Origin of the sequence: Lactobacillus agrestimuris, from assembly GCF_943193025.1 — a bacterium.
GTDB classification, from domain to species: domain Bacteria; phylum Bacillota; class Bacilli; order Lactobacillales; family Lactobacillaceae; genus Lactobacillus; species Lactobacillus agrestimuris.
Genome location: NZ_CALPCQ010000004.1, coordinates 62178 through 81004, shown reverse-complemented (window position 1 = coordinate 81004; position 18827 = coordinate 62178). Strand labels below are relative to the sequence as shown.

The window sequence follows — 18827 nt, the reverse complement described above, 5'->3', positions numbered from 1 at the left end:
GCTACAGGAACTCTTTTAGGATTTTTTATGAATTTGTCGGTTTATTTCTCATCTGTTCAAGATAACTTTGATGTTTCTTCTCTTCATTCTCATCTTTTTTAATAAAGAAGTATAGAACAGCAGCTAAAATTCCAACTCCGATACCAACAAGCAAAGTCTTCCAAGTAAAGTTGGTTACCATATAGAAGGAAATTAACAAAGCTAAAACTGGAATAATATAGCCGCCAGGAAGCTTAAAGCCATGGTTTGGAAATTCATTTGTATGTTTGAATTTAATTACCGCAATAATTGATGGAACATATTGAACAAATGATGCAAGAACGATACATGAAACTAAGAACAAGTATGATTGGGTCACTAAAATACCAGTAATAACTGCACAAATAAGAATACCAACCCAAGGTGCATCATGCTTATTCTTTTTACCCATCCATGCTGGAAGCATTGAGTGTTCACTAGAAAGTGAAGCAATTAATGCTGGAGTATTAAATGAACTAGCAAAAGCTACCCCAAAAATACTGATTAGCATTCCGGCAATAATTAAAACATAGCCCCATTCACCAACAGCCTTTTGGAATGCTGCTGCAATTGGAGTACTGTAATTAACCATCTTGCTACCTAAGATACCGATTGCTACAAGCATCATCAATGAATAAAGAATGGTAACAGTAATCATAACTGCAATCAAAACCCTAGGAATGTTCTTTTCGGGATTATTCATTTGCTTAGCAGCAATAGGAATAAATGAAAATCCAGTAAACATGTAAAAGACTACACTAAATGCCGCACCAAAATTCTTGAAATATGATCCAACACTAGTAGTTGCAACCTTTGGAATAACTGGTTGGAAATTCAACATATGAATAAAGAAAGCACCAACAATAATAAAGAAAATAATCGTAATTATTTTGGCCGCAGATGAAATATTATCCACTGCTTTTACCAAAGAACGTCCAAAGAAGTTAATAATCGAAAATAGTACAATCAATCCGTATGCTGTTACAAAGTAAACAACCTGATTGTTATAAATTGGTAAGAAACTCTTTAATGTTGTAAGAAGAGCAACGATTTCGGCTGCATAAGTACAACATCCCAAAAACCAGGTAAAAATCCCCAATTCATATCCCATGAATCTACCAAATGCATTATATGAATAAAGCCATGCTGCACCGGATCCAGTAAATCTACTTGATAAGTCAGCATAACATAGAGCAACCATACTTACAGTGATAGCTGCACAAATTGTTACGAAAACACTCATCAAATCCATGTATTTATAAATAGTTTGTGGTAATAGGAATGCCCCAGAACCAATAACTCCGTTAATACCCAAAAAGAAAATTGACATAAATGTCAACTTTTTTGGGCTCGCATTATTTGTCATAATACTCACACTTTCATCAAATCATAAATATCTCCTAATACCTCAACTTTAGAACTAATAATAGTCTTTTTCAAACAATACAGTTTGAAAGCGACTATTTATTTTTCTTTTCAAAACTTTCATGATATTCTTGCAAAAGATCTAGTACTTGTTGACCGATTACTTTGTACTTCTTAGTTGGCAAATTTGCTTCTGAAACTCTGAGTTCTCCTGCTTTGCTGCCAAATCCAACACCATCCATAAGCACAACTCCATTTTTCTCGGCCAATTTAAGCAAAAAGTCAACTTGTTCAAAATTATCTTCAAGATACTTTTCAAAATCACTACCATACTTTTCTTCCGCAATTTTATAAATATCAATTAATGAATAGTACTTAGCATTAGTGCGACTCACATCTTCCTTAGCACCAATACTCTTATAGAGATCCTCATAACGTCTATTAACTAATAATCTCGATTCATTTATATATGAATCCACTGAACCTGATGCATAGACTAAATGAGTCAAAGCAAAAAGATCTTCCATAATTTGTTGTGGTGTAGAAAGCCCGGATGTGTGATAAAGTCCAACTGATCTACTATCTGCAGTAATTCGATCAATGAATTTCATTTTGGCTGGATCAACAACAACATGCTCATAACGCGTAGCCAATTCTTTCTTATCAGTTTCATCAAGTTCACTAATCTTCTTATCAAAAATATTTTCTTGATTTAATCCAATTAAACCTAAACGCCAACCGGTTGCACCATAAAGTTTCGAGAATGAATAAACAAGCATGGTATTATGCGGTGCAACACTATAAATTGTCTTAAAGTCAGAAACAAAAGTGCCATAGACGTCGTCGGTAATAATCATTAAGTTAGGATTCTTCTCAATTGCATGCTTAACTGCTGTAAGTGCCTTACGATCAAATGCTTTAGAACCCGGATTACTTGGATTTACAACGAAGAAAGCCTTAACTGATGGATCTGCTAATTTTTCAAGTTCCGATGCACGAATTTCCCAATCATCTTTTTCATGAGATCCTAAATCAAGCTCCATCAATTCATAGTCATTTAATTCTGGAATTTCTAAATATGGCGTAAAGATTGGTGTATTGATTGCAACCTTATCACCGGGTTTTAATAGATGGTTTTCTGATAAAGAATGGAATGCATACACAATGGCCGCTGTTCCACCTTCAGTTGCAAATAAGTCGGTTGAATCAGCTAGCTTTTCGCCATCATAAAGAGTGGATTCAAGATATTTATTTAGAATAATTTCACTATATTTTAGAATTCGATTTGGAACAGGATAATTATTACCGATAATCCCGTTAGTCATTTCAGCAACTACTTCATCAAGCGGTAAATCTAATTCTTTATCTAAATAAGTCAAAGAATCAACAATAAATTTATCTTCACGTCTGTCATCTGGACTAAGAAACTTTAATAATCTATTATAAATGCCATTTGTTTGAACGTAACCGGCCATGTCTCCAATATCGATTGTCAAACGCGACTCCCTCACACCAAATTCCATAATTCGGCAAAAGGCCAATCTTGCCAAAGTATTTATCCAGTTGGGATTACCACGACCAGCATTCAAAAAGACATTACTCTTTTGATTCTTCTTGGCCAATTTCAACATTTCCGAACTTATTTCAAAAGCTCCCAGCTTTTCCAATTGTTTTTCATTTATTACCATAAACCTACTCCAAAAGAAGGATATTCTTCTTTAATTGATGAATTATTTCCAAAACTGTAACCGTTTACTAAATTGAGTATAACATTCAAAATTAGCAAACTACAATTATATGAATAGTAGTTGATGATATTTCATGTTGACATTTATTGAAAAACCTAGTTAAATAATAGCTAATATCGATGACCTTTAAATTAGTCCCGTGAGGCTAAGAAGGAAATCTGCGTTTGTATGCTATTTTTGGCATGCCAAAAACAGAAAGACCGTCTTGGACTCTGAGTTCAGACGGTCTTTTTCTTTAGGTCATCAAGTAAATTTATTGTAAAAAGGTAAAGGAGTAGGAATGGAAAATAACGAAAAATTTCATAATGATGACGCTATTTTAGATGTTTACGAAAAGCCGCCTCTAGGTCAAGGAATTTTGTTATCAATGCAGCACATGTTTGCTATGTTCGGTTCAACTGTATTGGTACCAATCTTAATCGGAATCAGTCCAAGTATTGCACTTCTATCATCTGGCGTTGGTACGCTCGTACACATGCTTTGTACAAGATTTAAAATTCCAGCATATCTTGGTTCAAGTTTTGCCTTCGTTGCAACAATGCAGGCTTTAATGAAAACTGACGGCTATCCAGCAGTTGCTCAAGGTGCAGTTGCTGCGGGTTTAGTTTATGTCATTGTTTCAATCATTATTGGACAAGTTGGATCCGGTTGGGTTAACAAGGTTTTGCCACCAATTGTGGTTGGACCCATCATTATCGTAATCGGACTATCACTTGCAACAACTGCTGCAAATGATGCGATGCTTAAAAACCAAAAGTACGACTTAACATACTTTGGAGTTGCAATTTTCACTTTGATAATGACTTTAATCTTCCAAATGTGCTTTAAAGGATTCACAAGTTTAATCTCAATTATGTTGGGAATTGTTTGTGGATACGTTCTTTCCTGCTTCTTAGGAATTGTCGACTTCTCTGGTGTTGCTAAGGCTGCTTGGTTCTCACTTCCAGCTCTTGACATGCCAGGAATTAGCTATCACTTCAAATGGTATCCAGCAGCCATCTTAACTATGGCTCCAATCGCCTTTGTTACTATGACTGAGCACATGGGTCACATTATGGTTCTTAACTCGTTGACTAAACGTGACTTCTTCAAGAATCCTGGTCTTCACAGAACTATGCTTGGAGATGGTTTATCAACAATTATCGCTGGTTTCATTGGTGGTCCTCCAACAACCTCATACGGTGAAAACATTGGTGTCCTTGCCATGACTAAAGTTCACTCAGTTTGGGTACTTGCAGGTGCTGCAGGATGTGCAATTTTAACTAGTTTTATCGGTAAAGTTGCAGCAGTAATCGAATCAATTCCAATGCCCGTAATTGGAGGTATTTCATTCTTACTCTTTGGAACTATCGCATCAAATGGTTTACAAATTTTAATCGACAATAAGATCAACTTTAGCGAAAAGCGTAATATGTTAATTGCTTCAGTTATCTTAGTTGTTGGAATCGGTGGTGCTTATCTCCAACTTGGTTCATTCCAATTAACTTCAGTTGCTTTATGTACCATCATGGGAATGCTTTTAAACTGGATCTTGCCTAAGGAAGCAGCTAGTGAAAAGGCACTTCATGAAAAGAAAAAGCAAGATGGTAAAATTTATCAATAGATCGCAAAAAGACGGCCTTAGCCGTCTTTTTTTGATTTTAGTTTTACTTTTCAACTTTAAATTGATACAAACCAAAACTCATCTTATTCAAAGTTCGAATGAATCCTGATTTATCAAACCTCTTCCCAGTCGTTAAAGCTTCAAACTCACCATCTTGATCCTTTAACTTTTGATCAGTTCGGTGAAAACCATTGCGTTCATAAAAGCGTAAACGGCTCACTCTTTGCTTATAATTCTTAGCCGTAGGAATAACTGGTTCAATATCAATCACTATTTGTTTATCTGAATAACGATCCTCAAGCATGGTTAAGATCTTTGATCCGTAACCTTGTCCCCTCAGATCTTTATTAATTGCCAAATAGGTCAAATATACTGTCGAATCACTTTCAACATAGTAAGCAATCCCACAAAACTTATCATTATCATAGAGTGCATGAAATTTTACACTTGGTCGAAGTGACATTGCTAGAAGTGATGGCATTGAGAATCGTTCCCAAGCAGGAAACGCACTCAAATACAACTTTTTAGCGTCACGGTATGCTCTTGTGCCCCATCGGGCGGGCTTAGATTCTAAAATAATATCCTTCTTTTCTAATATAAAAACAATTACTTGCTTATTATATCAAATTTTCCGCATATTGAAGAAATACCTGAACTTTGTAACAAGCCCAGGTATTATAAATAGAGTTAATTTGTCTTCTTAGAATTATAGTAATGATTAATAATAATTGATGCAATCAATAAAATCGTTGCACAAATCATAATTGCTCTTAAGCCATTATGAAAAATCCCTCTCATAGTTGGCAACAATTGCGTAGGTAAACTTTCTGCAGACTTAGCGTCACTTAGTTTATTCATCATGCTCATTGTAATTCCATGATGAGTTTTTACTCCGTGATCCAAAGCCAGATTCATAATCACACCATAGATAGCAGCCATAATAGTTTGAGCAAGAATTCTAATTAAATAAGAAAGTGATGTTGCTGGCGCCATGTTTTCTTCACCTGCATCAACTTGAACTTTAACTTGTAAAAGTACGAAGATGAAACCAACACCAAAACCAGAAAAGAGCCCAATCAAAGCAAGCAATTCAAAATTAGTATTAATTGGAATTAAAACAAGACCTAAACTTGAAATCATCATACAAATGATTGCCATCAAAATTAAGCCCTTATCACTAAAGCGTGCTTTAAGTGGATTAACCACTAGTGTTCCGGTAGTATCCGCAATCGAGTTAGGAATTAAAGTCATACCTCCGACCAAAGCGCTCGCGCCAAGTAAGCCTTGTGCCCACATTGGCAAGTAAGTGTTAACCGCTAAAAAGGCACCCCAAGTAAGTGAAAATAGCAACAAATCACCAACTAAGGCCCTATTCTTAAACATTGAGATCGGAATAACTGGATTTGCATCTTTTCTTTCATGCTTGAAGAAAAGAATTAACAAAATCAAACCAACAATAATTGAAATTACGATAATAATTGGATTGATCATACCTAGCATTTGAATGCCGAGTAAGACTAAAACCAAGCCGACTACTAACAAAAATGAGCCTAAAATATCAAAACTTTCTTTTTGTTTAACAACATCTTCACGATAGTAAAGTACCGATAAAATTGTAGCTGCAAGTCCAATCGGAACGTTAATATAAAAGACCCAATGCCATGACAAAGAATCAACCAAATATCCACCAACTAATGGTCCAACAATCGCTGCCACACTAAAGCTGGCACCAAGATAACCTAAAATTTTGGTTCTCCTTTTAATATTAGTAAAAATCTGTCCAGCCATAATATAAGGAATTGATCCCATCCCTCCGGCACCAATTCCCATGATTGTACGAGCAACTAAGAAAAAATAAATATCTTGTGCTAAACCTTGAAATAATGATCCAAGGACAAATAACAATAATGAAATTTCAAATGCCGCTTTATTACCAATTTTTTCGCCGATTTTACTCCAAATTGGCGTGGAAACAGCCATTCCAAGTAACATTAAAGCAATGATCCAGCCCATAAATTGAATTCCGTGTAAATCAGCCACGATAGCCGGAATCGCAGTATTAATAATTGTACTATCCACCCCTGCCATTACATTAGCTAAGACCATGGCAAAGGTCACCATTGATATTTGCTTTTTGTTCATCATTTCGCCTCACTTTTAAAATAAATAAAGAGTCTTGATCACCTAAAGAGATCAAGACTTTACACATTACATTAATTATGGGGGCTAAAATTAAAAAACTCAACCCTATTGCTCTTCCTTTTTCCAATTAAAGTAAAAATTCATTACAAATGCAATTAAAAGCAATATAAATGATACCAACATGATTTCTTTAATGCCCGCATGGAAAATTGTTCTCATAGTTGGAACTAAATTTTGTGGAAGAGTTTTAGCAGATGATGCATCACTTAGTTTATTCATCATATTCATTGTAATATCAGTTCTATGGGCAATTCCATGTTCAAGTGAAAGGTTCATAATTACCCCATAAATTGCGGCCATGATAGTCTGTGAAAGAATTCTGATCAAATACGAAGTAGAAGTTGCCGTTGGCATATCTTTCATCCCCGCATCAATTTGAACCTTTACCTGTAAAGCAACGAAGATGAAACCAACACCAATTCCTGAAAAAGCAGCAACTATCGTTAATATCCATAATGACGTATGTAAATCTGCCAAAAATATCCCACCAACTGAAATCATCATTGTAATGATTCCGATTAAAACCAGAACAAAAGTCCGAATGTGCTCTTGCAAAGTCGCAACAGTTTGTGAAGCGATAATTTCGACAATCGAATTCGGAATCAAAGTCATTCCTCCAACCAAAGCCGACATTCCAAGTAAGGCTTGGGCCCACATTGGTAAATATGTATTAACCGCAATAAATGCGCCCCAAGTTGTCGCAAATAGTAAGAAATCACCATTTAACTCATGCTTTTTAAAAATCGTGAGCGGAATTATTGGATTACGTGCTTTCTTTTCATTCCAAATAAAACCAATTGCTAATCCTATGCCAATAATGATAAATAAGGCAACGATCCAATTGGCCGCAATCCCCAGCATCTGAATTCCAATTAAAAATATAATTAAGCTTAAAGTCAAAAAGGCCGCTCCAGATAAATCGAAAACTGGAATTGATTTTGGTGTAACTGGTTTAAAGTAAACAAAACAGATAATTAAAGCTAATAAGCCAATGGGAATATTAATGTAAAATACCCAGTGCCATGAAAGTGAATCAATTAACCATCCACCTACAAGTGGACCTAAAATTGCGGCACCGTTGAAGCTGGCAGTTAAATATCCAAGGACCTGTGTTCGTTTCTTGATATTTTTGAAAACATAACCTGCAATAATGTAAGGAAGAGAACCCATTCCTCCTCCACCAATTCCCATGATCATTCTTGCAATCAAAAAGAAATAAATATTTGGTGCAATTCCTTCTAAAGTTGATCCAATAACAAATAAAATTAAAGCGAGCTCAAAGGCTTTTTTATTCGTTATTCTTTCACCAATTTTAGTCCAGATTGGAATTGAAACCGACATCCCTAATAAATAAACTGCTACTATCCAACCCATGAATTGAATTCCATGTAAAGCTGATACTATCGCTGGAATAGCTGTATTAGTTATCGTTCCATCTAGACCTGACATCACGTTACCTAGCATCAAGGCAAAAGTAACCATCGTAATTTGCTTTTTATTCATCCTCATTCTCCAATGAAAAAGAGCCCAAAAGGGCTCATCTACTAGTACATTAAATTATCACTCTTGAAAGCGGTTAGTGTAAAGAAATAATTTTTTCTTAAAAATCTTAAAAAATATTTTAAAAAAAGACTATGTTTCACGCCGAGTTTTCGGTATACTTTTTCTTGCAGTTTATTTTTCATCTATTTTTTCAGAGGAAGGAAAAAGTACTTTTATGGAACATACTTGGATAGCGAAATACATAGCTGAATTTTTCGGTACTATGATTTTAGTTTTATTTGGTAACGGTGCAGTTGCCAACTCATTTTTAAAGGGTACCACCGCAAACCCTGAAGATGGTAAAGCAAACGGTGGTTGGTTGTTAATTGCCTTCGGTTTTGGTTTTGGTGTTATGATCCCAGCAATGATGTTTGGTTCAATTTCAGGTAACCATCTTAATCCTGCCGTTACTGTTGCACAAGCAGTAGGTGGCGTATTCCCATGGTCACATGTAGTTCAATATCTTATTGCTCAAATGCTTGGAGCAATTGCTGGACAACTTCTTATTATGGCAGTTTACTGGCCACACATTAAGGAATCACAGAATCCTAATATTGTATTTGCATGTTTTGCAACCAGTGACTCAACTAATAGTCGATTGAATGGTTTTGTATCTGAATTTATCGGTACTGGAGTATTATTATTCGCTGCCGTTGGTTTATACCGTGGTATGTTCTTTAAGCAATCAGTTGATATTGCCAACATCGGTGTAGGATTCTTAATCACTGCATTAGTTATGGCAGTTGGTGGTCCAACTGGTCCTGCCTTAAACCCTGCTCGTGACCTCGGACCAAGATTGGTTTACTCATTCTTACCAATCCCTAACAAGTCTGATGCACACTGGGGCTATGGTTGGGTTCCTGTAGTTGCACCTATCTTAGGTGGAATTGTAGGTGTCCTTGCCTACAAACTTTCATTTGGGCTTTAAAATTATTGAAATCAAACAAAAGCATGAATCTCAATTTGAGAATTCATGCTTTTTTCTTGTTTAATTTTGCTGATCATAACTTTTTGATTATTTAATTTATTATCTTTCTCTTAGATGCCATACAAAGAAGCCAATTCCAAAGATTAAGCTAATAACAGCATATAAAAACATCCATTTATTATAGAATCCACCTATAATTCCAATAATGCCACCAAGAATCAGTAGAACAAAACCTGTAATATCACCGCCAAGACCATCACTATTTTCAAGCGCAATATAAACTATTCCTGCTCCAATAAATAGTCCTGCCAAAATGATTTCTAAAACTCCACTAACAATATTTTGGTTGGCCCATACTCCCATAAAGCCATTTACAACACCATCAATTAAAAGCCATAGTGCTAGAACATTTAAGCAAATTCCTGCAACTAATTTACTGATTCTCATTTTAACCTTCTCCTCTCTTGCTACTTATATTATTGTTTTAAGAATTAAAAAATTCAAAGATATTAGCTTATCAATTATACTGCTCCTAAAATTAAGTTTGAATGTAGAAAAAAAGCATGATCGTGTATCATGCTTTTAAAATATTTAAATTAGATTACCTAACAAGAAGCCAAGATAAACCAAAATAATTCCGCCTAGATAAGAAGTCAAAAGATAAAGCCAAAAGATAGAGTATTTTTTGTCATCAATTTTGCTAAGCAGCTCTGTATTCAGCGTTGAGAAAGTGGTATATCCTCCCAAAATTCCCGTTGCTAAGAATGCATAAGGAAAAATTGGAAGTTTTAAAGTAAATAAAAATCCCAAAATAAAGGCACCAGTTAAGTTAATGAGTAAAGTTGCATAAGGAAAATTCCTTGACCAATGGGCTTTACCATAATTCGTGATTGCATATCTAACAATTGCGCCAAAAATCGCGCCTACACCCGCAGTTACAACTACCATCACTTGTCACCTGCCAACTTCATTCCAGCCAGATTTCCAAGCCACATGCCAATCACCGCAAAAAGCAAACCTAATACAATTGACCCGAAAAAGAATAAAAATGCGGATTTACCATCTCCAGCTTGCAAATACTTCAAAGTATCCAAATTAAAACTTGAGAAAGTTGTAAAAGAACCAACAAATCCAGTTGAAAGTCCAGTATTCAACCAATCTTTTCCTTCTCGAAATTGCAGATAAAAATAAGTTAGAAACGCCAGCAAAAAGCAACCTGTAACATTTGCTACCATATCGCCACTTGACTGCCATAATGTTCCTAAATAACAGCGTAGCGCGCCTCCAAAGAATGCAAAAATACCCACGCTGAGATAATTCTTTAATTTATCTGACATTCATTTTACCTCCGTTCAAGCACAGTAACACTCTCAACATGTGGTGTCTGTGGGAACATATCCACTGGAGTAATCTCGCTAAAGTTATATCCGTTTTCCTTAAACAACTCAAGATCTCTAACCTGCGTTGCTGGATTACATGAAATGTACACAATCTTCTTAGGCTTAGTTGCAACTGCAGCATCAATAAATTCTAGCGTAAGACCCTTTCTTGGTGGATCAACAAAGATTACATCAGTCTTGAGTCCTTCATTTGCCCAACGTGGCATCACTTCTTCAGCCTTGCCAGTCACATATTTAGCATTGTGGATACCGTTAAGCTTAGCATTATTGTTAGCATCCCGCACGGCATCCTTAATAGTTTCCATCCCGCGAACCGCCTTAACGTGCTTAGCTACAGTAAGACCAATAGTACCAATACCAGAATAGGCATCGATCACAACATCATCTTTGTTAAGATCAGCCATTTCAATTGCTAAATTATAAAGACGAGGTGTCTGAAGTGAATTAATTTGGAAGAATGACTTAGGTGAAATATTAAACTTTACGTCACCAATTTTATCGGTAATATGATCTTCTCCTGCTAAAACATAGTCGTGATTACCTAAAATCACATTAGTCTTCTTAGGATTGTGATTCAAAATTACGCTAGTTACACCATCGATTTCACTAATTTCTCTCGCAACATTTGCCAAGTTTTCAAAGTCCTTATGAAGGCAAACCAAAATAACCATGATTTCGCCAGTTGCACGACTACGGCGAACTTCAAGATAACGAACTTCACCCTTGTGATGAAGTTCATCATAAGCTGGAACATGATACTTACGTAAAATATCACGAGTTGCCACAAGTACACGATCAATTTCTGGATCAGTTGTAAAGAAATTGGTCATTGGCACTAAATCATGTGAATGACGTCTGAAAAATCCGATTTCAAGTTGTCCCTTAACTTCACGAACTGGCACTTGCGCCTTGTTACGGTAGCCTGTTTCTTCAGGGCTTGGCAAAGTTGCATTAACCTTAATGTCGTCCATTCCTGCCTTATGAAGCAAGTTAACAACCTGATTGCGTTTAAAATCAAGCTGACTTGAATACTTAATGTGAGCAAGTGAAGCCAAACCGGTTTGTACCCATTGGTTAAGCTTAACAGTGATTCGATCTGGGCTTTCTTTGATAATTTCTTCGATCTTAGCAAAGGCGAACTTTTTCTTCACCTTCAAGATTTTAGCCTTTACTACTTCACCAGGAAGAGCATTATTTACAAAAATTGTTAAACCTTCATAATGAGCAACTCCCATTGCTTCGTATGAAAGATCTGTAATTTCTAATTCTACGATTTGATTTTTTTCCATATATGTCGCTCATTTCTAAAAAAATACCTGCTTACTATTTTACAATGTAAGAAATTTAAACACAATTTTCTAATTAAACTATTGACAGCTTTTTTTAATCTTGCTATCATAATGACCAACAATAAACGAATAAGTAGTGACTTCGTTCAGCGTTCAGAGAACTGGCGGTTAGTGTGAGCCAGACAGGCGGAGTTTATGAATTACAACGTTTTTAAAATTGTTCGGAAATATTCAGAACCGTTATCATCTGATAGAGTTTGAGTTCTTATGCTCATAAACTGGGTGGTACCACGGTTATCAATCGTCCCGTTGACTAAAATAGTCAGCGGGATTTTTTATTTGGAGGAAGAATTATGAAAAAGAAAGTCTCTTTTGCAGAATCATTAACCATTCTCGCAATTCTCTTGATGATTCTAGGATTTGCGGTTATTAAATTTGGTTTGTCACCAGAAGTTCCAGTATTGTTTACTGTTCTTTTGTTAACTTTCTGGGCTAAATTTAAAGGTTTTACATGGGAAGAAATCCAAGACGGAATTAAAGAAGGTATTGCCGTTGCAATTATTCCAATCTTTATTTTTATCTTAATCGGTGCCTTGATTGGTCTTTGGATCAAAGCTGGAATCATACCATCAATTATGGTCCTTGGTTTCAAACTTATTAGTGGTTCATTCTTCATCCCATCTGTTTTCATTGTTTGTGCCATTATTGGTACTGCTGTCGGTAGTGGTTTTACTACCATCTCAACTGTTGGTATTGCACTTTTTGGTATCGGTACCAGCATGAATGCTAACCCAGCTTTAGTTGCTGGTGCAATTATCTCAGGTGCGGTATTTGGCGATAAGATGTCTCCACTTTCGGACTCAACTAACCTTTCTTCAGCTGTTGCTGAAAGCGAACTTTTCGCTCATATCAAAAATATGATGTGGTCCACAATTCCAGCCTTTCTTGTTTCATTTATTCTTTTCTGGATTTTAGGTAACAGTGGTAATTCAAATTTAGGCAAGATTGAACACACTTCATCAATCTTACAAAGCCAATTTGTTATCAACTGGTGGGCTGCTGTTCCAATTATATTAATGTTAATTTGTGCGTGGAGAAAGATTCCTGCTATTCCTACCTTATTTATTAACATTGCTGCCACAGTAATTATGATTTTCATTCAAGATCCACATACTTCTGTTTCAGGATTAAACAATTTAATTCTTAATGGTTTCGTCGCTAAAACTAGTGATGCTTCTGTTAATGCACTTCTTACTCGTGGTGGTATTTCCAGCATGATGGGAACCGTTGCTTTGATCATTTCTACTCTTTCTCTTGGCGGTATGCTTATGAAGTTCAAAATTGTTCAAAGTGCAATGGATCCACTGGTATCTCATCTTAATACTCCAGGTAAATTGATTACCGTAACTATTTTATCTGGTATCGGAATTAACCTTTTCGTTGGTGAACAATACCTTTCAGTAATCTTACCAGGTCGTGCCTTCAAAGTCGCATACGACAAGCTTGGCCTCTCACCCCTTGCACTTAGCCGTGTCCTTGAAGATGGTGGTAGTGTTATCAACTACCTTATTCCTTGGGGAGTTGCTGGATCATTCGCTGCTTCAACTTTGGGAGTTCCCGTTCTTAGCTTCTTACCATTTACCTTCTTTAGTCTACTTTCACCAATCTTCTCTATTTTAAGTGGTATTACTGGAATCGGCTTGAAATGGGCAAAGAAACAAACTAAATAATTATTAAATTCAACAATTTGACTTTAGTCCTCTCTATTTTTATGATAATTTATGTAGTCGTATATATAAATATAGAGTAGAGGGGATTTTTTTATGGACAATTTCTCACCAAATCCTGAACGTAAACACGTTCAAGATATATCTGCTGTTAACAGTTTTTTGACTAAAATGTACAGTTTGATGGTACTCGCAGTACTTGTTTCTGCAGCTACTGCTTATATCACCACTACACTTTTCTCAAATGCACTTGCTACTATGCCACAAGCTGTTTACTGGATCGTAGTTATCGTACCAATTTTCCTATGTCTTGGTATCAGCTTTAAAGCCGCAGCAAATCCAGGATTGGGATTCGTATTATTAATGATTCTATCCGTTGTATACGGTTTTGAATTTTCATTTATCGCTGGTGCTTTTACTAGTGCTCAAATCGGTGGTGCATTTGTTTCAGCAGCTGCAATCTTCGCTGCAATGGCATTATTTGGTACATTCACTAAACGTGACTTAACCAACTGGGGTTCATATCTCGGTGCAGCAACTATCGGTTTCTTAGTAGCTTGGCTTGTAAATCTTTTCTTACACAGCGCTGCAGTAACTTACATCTTCTCATTCATCGGCGTAATTATCTTTACTCTTTGGATTGCCTACGATGCTCACAGTGCTAAGCGCATTTACTCAAGTTACAATGGTCAAGTATCTGATAGTTCACTTGCAATCATGGGTGCTCTTAACTTATACCTTGATTTCATTAACATCTTTATGTTCTTACTTCAAATCTTTGGTATGAGCAGCGACAGATAAAAAATTGAATATGCAAAAAAGAGGATTAGCTTCGTGCTAATCCTCTTTTATTTATGTCATTAATTTTCTGGTCCACCAACAAAGAATTCAATATGTTGTTTCATGTTTTCAAAAGTTACTGGACAATAACCACCAATTTCACCATCAAGGTTTACCGGTAATTCAGTATCCTTACTTTCCCCTATCAATTCTGCCTTAAGACTTGTAGTCTTAGTGTAAATGATATTTGGATCATCTACATGCTTACCATTCAATGCAAGAGCCATTAATTTCATCATATTAACTGGATCAGATGGTTTTACCACAATCAATTGGAATAACCCATCGCTAAGTTGAGCATCCGGCATGATCTGTTCAAAACCACCAATTGAATTGGTCATTCCTAAAAGAAACATTGATAACTTACCTTCATATACGCCATCATCATAAGTTAGACGCATTTCATTTGAAGTAAGTCTCGGAAGCATTTCAGCACCTTTAATTAAGTATGCTGCATAGCCAAGTGCTGACTTAACTTCCGAAGGAACACCATATGTAAGTTCAGTTAATGAACCACTAGCAGCAATATTTACAAAGTATTGTGTTCGATCGCCAAAATTAGCCTTTCCGATATCCATCTTGCGGCTATTATTCTTTAAAATAACTTTCGCAGCTTCTAAGATATCATCACGTGGAATAGCCAAAGCACGCGCATAATCATTTGTTGTACCGGCTGGAATAATCGCCATTTTGGGTCTCTTTTCCAAAAATGCCAAACCATTAACAACTTCATTAATGGTTCCATCTCCACCTGCAGCAACAATTAAATCGAAGCCTTCTTCGGCTGCACGTGTTGCTTCATTTTGAGCACTCATTGGCTTAGGAGTTGTTCTAAAGGCACTAGCTTCATAACCAGCCTGTTCTAAAACATCCAAAATATCGGCCACATTCTTTGGCATTTGTTCGTGACCTGAGACAGGATTATAAATTAATCTTGCTTTCTTAGTCATAATTACTACCTAGTTTTTCTATAAAATTAACGACTTGCGAGTTCCTTGTTAAGGAGCTTATTAACAACCTTAGGGTTTGCCTTACCACGAGTTTCCTTCATGATTTGACCAACCAAGAATCCAATAGCACGGTCCTTACCATTCTTGAAGTCTTCAACAGATTGAGGGTTATTATCAACAACCTTCTTAACCATTGGTTCAAGAACTGAAAGGTCTGATAATTGAACCATCCCCTTTTCTTCAACATACTTCTTAGGATCAGTACCGTTTTCGATAGTTTCAGCAAAGACCTTCTTAGCGATCTTGGATGAAATAGTACCATCCTTGATCAATTCGATCATTTTAGCTAAGTTTTCTGGAGTAAGTTTTACATCAGCAAGTTCAACACGGTTATCGTTTAAGTAACCATTAACTTGAGTGTTCATCCAGTTAGCTGCAAGAGTTGGGTCTGCACCAGCTGCTACGGCTGCATCGAAGAAGTCTGAACTTTCCTTAGTTTGAAGCAAAACATTTGCATCGTATGGCTTAATACCAAACTTATTTACATAGTCATCATAACGTTCATATGCTGACTTAGGAAGAGTCTTGGCAATCTCATCGATCCATTCTTGACTAATGTGGTCTGGTGCAATATCAGGTTCTGGGAAGTAACGGTAATCTGCCGCACCTTCCTTAACACGTTCAAGCACAGTCTTACCAGTTGCTTCATCAAAACGACGAGTTGAAACTTGAATTCTACCACCTGATAAAAGAACTTGTTCTTGACGCTTTTGTTCATAAGCAAGTGAACGACGTACGTGATCAAATGAGTTCAAGTTCTTCATTTCGACCTTAGTACCAAGTTCTTTTTGACCAGCAGGACGGATAGAAATGTTGGTATCAACACGCATTGAACCTTCTTCCATCTTAACGTCTGAAGCGCCAGTAAATTGAACAATCTTACGTAATTTTTCAAGGTATGCGTAAGCTTCTTCTGGAGTTTCCATATCTGGTTCAGAAACAACTTCAAGAAGTGGAACACCTTGACGGTTTAAGTCAACATATGAGAAACCATTGGTTCCGTGAGTGTTCTTACCGGCATCTTCTTCGATGTGCATTTCATGGATACCGATGCGCTTCTTTTTACCATTAACTTCAACTTCGATGTAACCGTCACGAGCAAGTGGTTGGAAGAACTGAGTAATTTGGTAAGCCTTTGGGTTATCAGGATAGAAATAGTTCTTACGGTCGAAGTGAGTAGTTGGCAAAACATGTGCGTTAGTTGCCAAAGCTACCATAATACCTAAACGGTATACGTCTTTGTTAACCATTGGCAAGACACCAGGCATAGCCCAGTCAATTACGTTTGTCTCTGTGTTCGGCTTAGCACCATATGATACTGGCGAAGGAGAGAAAATCTTACTCTTGGTCTTTAATTCGAAGTGGACTTCTAGTCCGATAGTCGATTTAAAATTCATTCAATTAATCCTCCATTGCAGTTGGTGTTTTTTCATAAAACTTGTTAGAACGTTCAATAAAGTCAGCAACTCTGAAGACGCTACCTTCATCGAAACGCTTAGCCATAACTTGTAAGCCGACTGGCATTCCATCAACTAAACCTGCTGGAACACTAGCTGCAGGAATACCTGCCAAGTTAGCCGAAATTGTCAAAATATCGTTGTTGTACATCTTAATTGGGTCAGATACTTCTTCACCAATACCAAATGCTGGTTCAGTAGTTGTTGGTCCAACGATTACGTCATTTTCTGCAAAAATCTTTTCGAAGTCGTTGCAGATCAAAGTTCTAACCTTAGCAGCTTGTCTAAAGAACTTGTCGTATGAACCTGCTGAAAGGGCGAATGAACCAAGCATAATACGACGCTTAACTTCTGTACCAAATCCTTCTGAACGTGACTTAAGGTAAACATCAAGCAAGTTCTTAGCATCCTTAGCACGATAGCCGTATCGAATACCATCGTATCTTTGAAGGTTTGATGAAGCTTCACTTGAAGCAACAATGTAGTATGTTGGAACAACATACTTAGTATGTGGAAGTGAAACTTCGTTAATAATTGCACCAGCATCCTTCAAAGTATCAATTTGCTTTTGAATCACTTCACGCATTTCACCACTAACTGCATCCATGTATTCCTTAGGAACAGCTACACGAAGCCCCTTAACATCTTGACCAATAAACTTAGTAAAGTCTGGTACTTCACGAGTTGATACAGTTGAGTCGTGTTCATCACCACCAGCAATTACGTTTAAAACTTCAGCAGAGTCCTTAACACGCTTAGTCATTACACCAATTTGGTCAAGTGATGAAGCAAACGCAATAAGACCCCAACGTGATACACGACCATAAGTTGGTTTAATACCAAAAATACCATTAAAAGCAGCTGGTTGACGAATTGAACCACCAGTATCTGAACCAAGTGCGGCTACAACTTGACCACCAGCAACTGCTGCTGCAGAACCACCAGATGAACCACCAGGAACCTTATCTAAGTTCCAAGGGTTGTGGGTTGCACCAAAGTATGAGTGTTCAGTTGAAGAACCCATCGCAAATTCATCCATGTTGGTTTTACCAACAAAGGTAGCTTGTGCATCCTTTAACTTAGTGATTACAGTTGCATCATACATTGGCATAAAATTATCCAAAATATGACTTGCTGCAGTAGTCTTAACACCGTTAGTTACAATGTTGTCCTTAATAGCAATTGGAATACCAGCCAATTTATTCTTAGCAAAGTTAAGATTTTCTGCAGGTTTTGCATCATCTTCAACAGTAATCCAAGCGTTTAACTTCTTGTCAGTTTCCTTAATGTTTTCAGTAGTAGCTTTTGCTAAATCTTCTGCTGAAAGTTCACCACTGGCAAGTTTTTTGTTTAATGAGTCAATAGTTTCGTTTAAGTAATTCATTACTCGTTATCGTCCTTCTCAATAATTACAGGAACCTTAATGAAGCCATTAGCCTTTTCAGGTACATTTTCCATTAATGTTTCTCTATTTTGTCCTTGCCAATGTTCTGGCTTATCTTCTCTGAAAACAGTATCGCGATCAACGACTTGAACTGTTTCTTCAACACCTTCAGTATCAACTTCTGAAAGTTCATTAGCCATGTTGATGATAGAATCCATCTGTTTTGTATATGTTTCGACTTCATCATCACTGAATTCAAGTCTTGAAAGTTCAGCAACGTGTTTAATCAATTCTTCTGTGATTTCCACTCAAAT

Annotated in this window: 17 protein-coding genes; 4 read left to right on the top strand and 13 right to left on the bottom strand. The window is 36.5% G+C overall.

Annotated elements, in window-relative coordinates; translation table 11 throughout:
- Positions 1-25: 25 nt before the first annotated feature.
- The gene (locus tag NFR82_RS02040) at positions 26-1384 is read right to left on the bottom strand and encodes an APC family permease (protein WP_251716485.1); all 1359 of its coding nucleotides are present in this window, start codon (positions 1382-1384) and stop codon (positions 26-28) included.
- A 94-nt stretch (positions 1385-1478) separates the two neighbouring features.
- Complete coding sequence (locus tag NFR82_RS02035) at positions 1479-3071, bottom strand: bifunctional aspartate transaminase/aspartate 4-decarboxylase (RefSeq protein WP_251716484.1); 1593 nt, start codon at positions 3069-3071, stop codon at positions 1479-1481.
- Positions 3072-3411: 340 nt separating this feature from the next.
- On the opposite strand from NFR82_RS02035, the gene NFR82_RS02030 reads away from it, so the two are divergent.
- Positions 3412-4734, top strand: coding sequence for a solute carrier family 23 protein (locus tag NFR82_RS02030; RefSeq protein WP_251716483.1), 1323 nt, complete (start codon positions 3412-3414; stop codon positions 4732-4734).
- Between the two features lie 43 nt (positions 4735-4777).
- Here the strand turns inward: NFR82_RS02030 and NFR82_RS02025 are convergent, their stop codons facing one another.
- The 3 genes from NFR82_RS02025 to NFR82_RS02015 all read right to left on the bottom strand — a co-directional run bounded on the left by NFR82_RS02025 (position 4778) and on the right by NFR82_RS02015 (position 8439).
- Positions 4778-5248, bottom strand: a complete 471-nt coding sequence (locus NFR82_RS02025) for a GNAT family N-acetyltransferase (protein ID WP_277612418.1) — start codon at positions 5246-5248, stop codon at positions 4778-4780.
- 173 nt (positions 5249-5421) lie between these two features.
- Positions 5422-6876 (bottom strand): MFS transporter, encoded by a 1455-nt coding sequence (locus tag NFR82_RS02020; protein ID WP_251716481.1) that lies wholly within the window; start codon positions 6874-6876, stop codon positions 5422-5424.
- A gap of 105 nt (positions 6877-6981) precedes the next feature.
- Positions 6982-8439: an MFS transporter gene (locus NFR82_RS02015; protein ID WP_251716480.1), complete on the bottom strand. Its 1458-nt coding sequence runs from the start codon at positions 8437-8439 to the stop codon at positions 6982-6984.
- Between the two features lie 214 nt (positions 8440-8653).
- On the opposite strand from NFR82_RS02015, the gene NFR82_RS02010 reads away from it, so the two are divergent.
- Positions 8654-9406, top strand: a complete 753-nt coding sequence (locus tag NFR82_RS02010) for an MIP/aquaporin family protein (RefSeq protein WP_251716479.1) — start codon at positions 8654-8656, stop codon at positions 9404-9406.
- Between the two features lie 99 nt (positions 9407-9505).
- On the opposite strand, the gene NFR82_RS02005 is transcribed toward NFR82_RS02010, so the two are convergent.
- The 4 genes from NFR82_RS02005 to rlmD all read right to left on the bottom strand — a co-directional run bounded on the left by NFR82_RS02005 (position 9506) and on the right by rlmD (position 12095).
- Complete coding sequence (locus NFR82_RS02005) at positions 9506-9853, bottom strand: hypothetical protein (RefSeq protein WP_251716478.1); 348 nt, start codon at positions 9851-9853, stop codon at positions 9506-9508.
- A gap of 144 nt (positions 9854-9997) precedes the next feature.
- Complete coding sequence (crcB, locus tag NFR82_RS02000) at positions 9998-10357, bottom strand: fluoride efflux transporter CrcB (RefSeq protein ID WP_251716477.1); 360 nt, start codon at positions 10355-10357, stop codon at positions 9998-10000.
- Positions 10354-10743 (bottom strand): fluoride efflux transporter FluC, encoded by a 390-nt coding sequence (locus NFR82_RS01995; protein WP_251716476.1) that lies wholly within the window; start codon positions 10741-10743, stop codon positions 10354-10356. Before NFR82_RS01995 ends, crcB begins: the two co-directional genes overlap by 4 nt.
- A 5-nt stretch (positions 10744-10748) precedes the next feature.
- The gene (gene rlmD, locus NFR82_RS01990) at positions 10749-12095 is read right to left on the bottom strand and encodes a 23S rRNA (uracil(1939)-C(5))-methyltransferase RlmD (protein ID WP_251716475.1); all 1347 of its coding nucleotides are present in this window, start codon (positions 12093-12095) and stop codon (positions 10749-10751) included.
- 350 nt (positions 12096-12445) lie between these two features.
- Between rlmD and nhaC the strand changes: the two genes are divergently transcribed.
- Both nhaC and NFR82_RS01980 read left to right on the top strand, forming a co-directional pair.
- Positions 12446-13825: a Na+/H+ antiporter NhaC gene (nhaC, locus tag NFR82_RS01985; protein WP_251716504.1), complete on the top strand. Its 1380-nt coding sequence runs from the start codon at positions 12446-12448 to the stop codon at positions 13823-13825.
- A gap of 93 nt (positions 13826-13918) precedes the next feature.
- A complete protein-coding gene (locus tag NFR82_RS01980) occupies positions 13919-14623 on the top strand; it encodes a Bax inhibitor-1/YccA family protein (protein ID WP_251716474.1) in 705 nt (234 codons plus the stop codon).
- 59 nt (positions 14624-14682) lie between these two features.
- Here the strand turns inward: NFR82_RS01980 and NFR82_RS01975 are convergent, their stop codons facing one another.
- Genes NFR82_RS01975 through gatC form a run of 4 tightly spaced genes read right to left on the bottom strand, consistent with a single transcriptional unit; the run spans position 14683 to position 18821 of the window.
- A complete protein-coding gene (locus tag NFR82_RS01975; protein WP_251716473.1) occupies positions 14683-15612 on the bottom strand; it encodes a diacylglycerol kinase family lipid kinase in 930 nt (309 codons plus the stop codon).
- Between the two features lie 26 nt (positions 15613-15638).
- The gene (gatB, locus tag NFR82_RS01970; RefSeq protein ID WP_251716472.1) at positions 15639-17069 is read right to left on the bottom strand and encodes an Asp-tRNA(Asn)/Glu-tRNA(Gln) amidotransferase subunit GatB; all 1431 of its coding nucleotides are present in this window, start codon (positions 17067-17069) and stop codon (positions 15639-15641) included.
- A gap of 4 nt (positions 17070-17073) precedes the next feature.
- Positions 17074-18513 carry an Asp-tRNA(Asn)/Glu-tRNA(Gln) amidotransferase subunit GatA gene (gatA, locus tag NFR82_RS01965; protein ID WP_251716471.1) on the bottom strand — a complete coding sequence of 480 codons (1440 nt, stop codon included), beginning with the start codon at positions 18511-18513 and terminating at the stop codon, positions 17074-17076.
- Positions 18513-18821 (bottom strand): Asp-tRNA(Asn)/Glu-tRNA(Gln) amidotransferase subunit GatC, encoded by a 309-nt coding sequence (gatC, locus tag NFR82_RS01960; RefSeq protein WP_251716470.1) that lies wholly within the window; start codon positions 18819-18821, stop codon positions 18513-18515. The genes gatA and gatC overlap by 1 nt, the downstream gene beginning before the upstream one ends.
- Between the last annotated feature and the right edge of the window lie 6 nt (positions 18822-18827).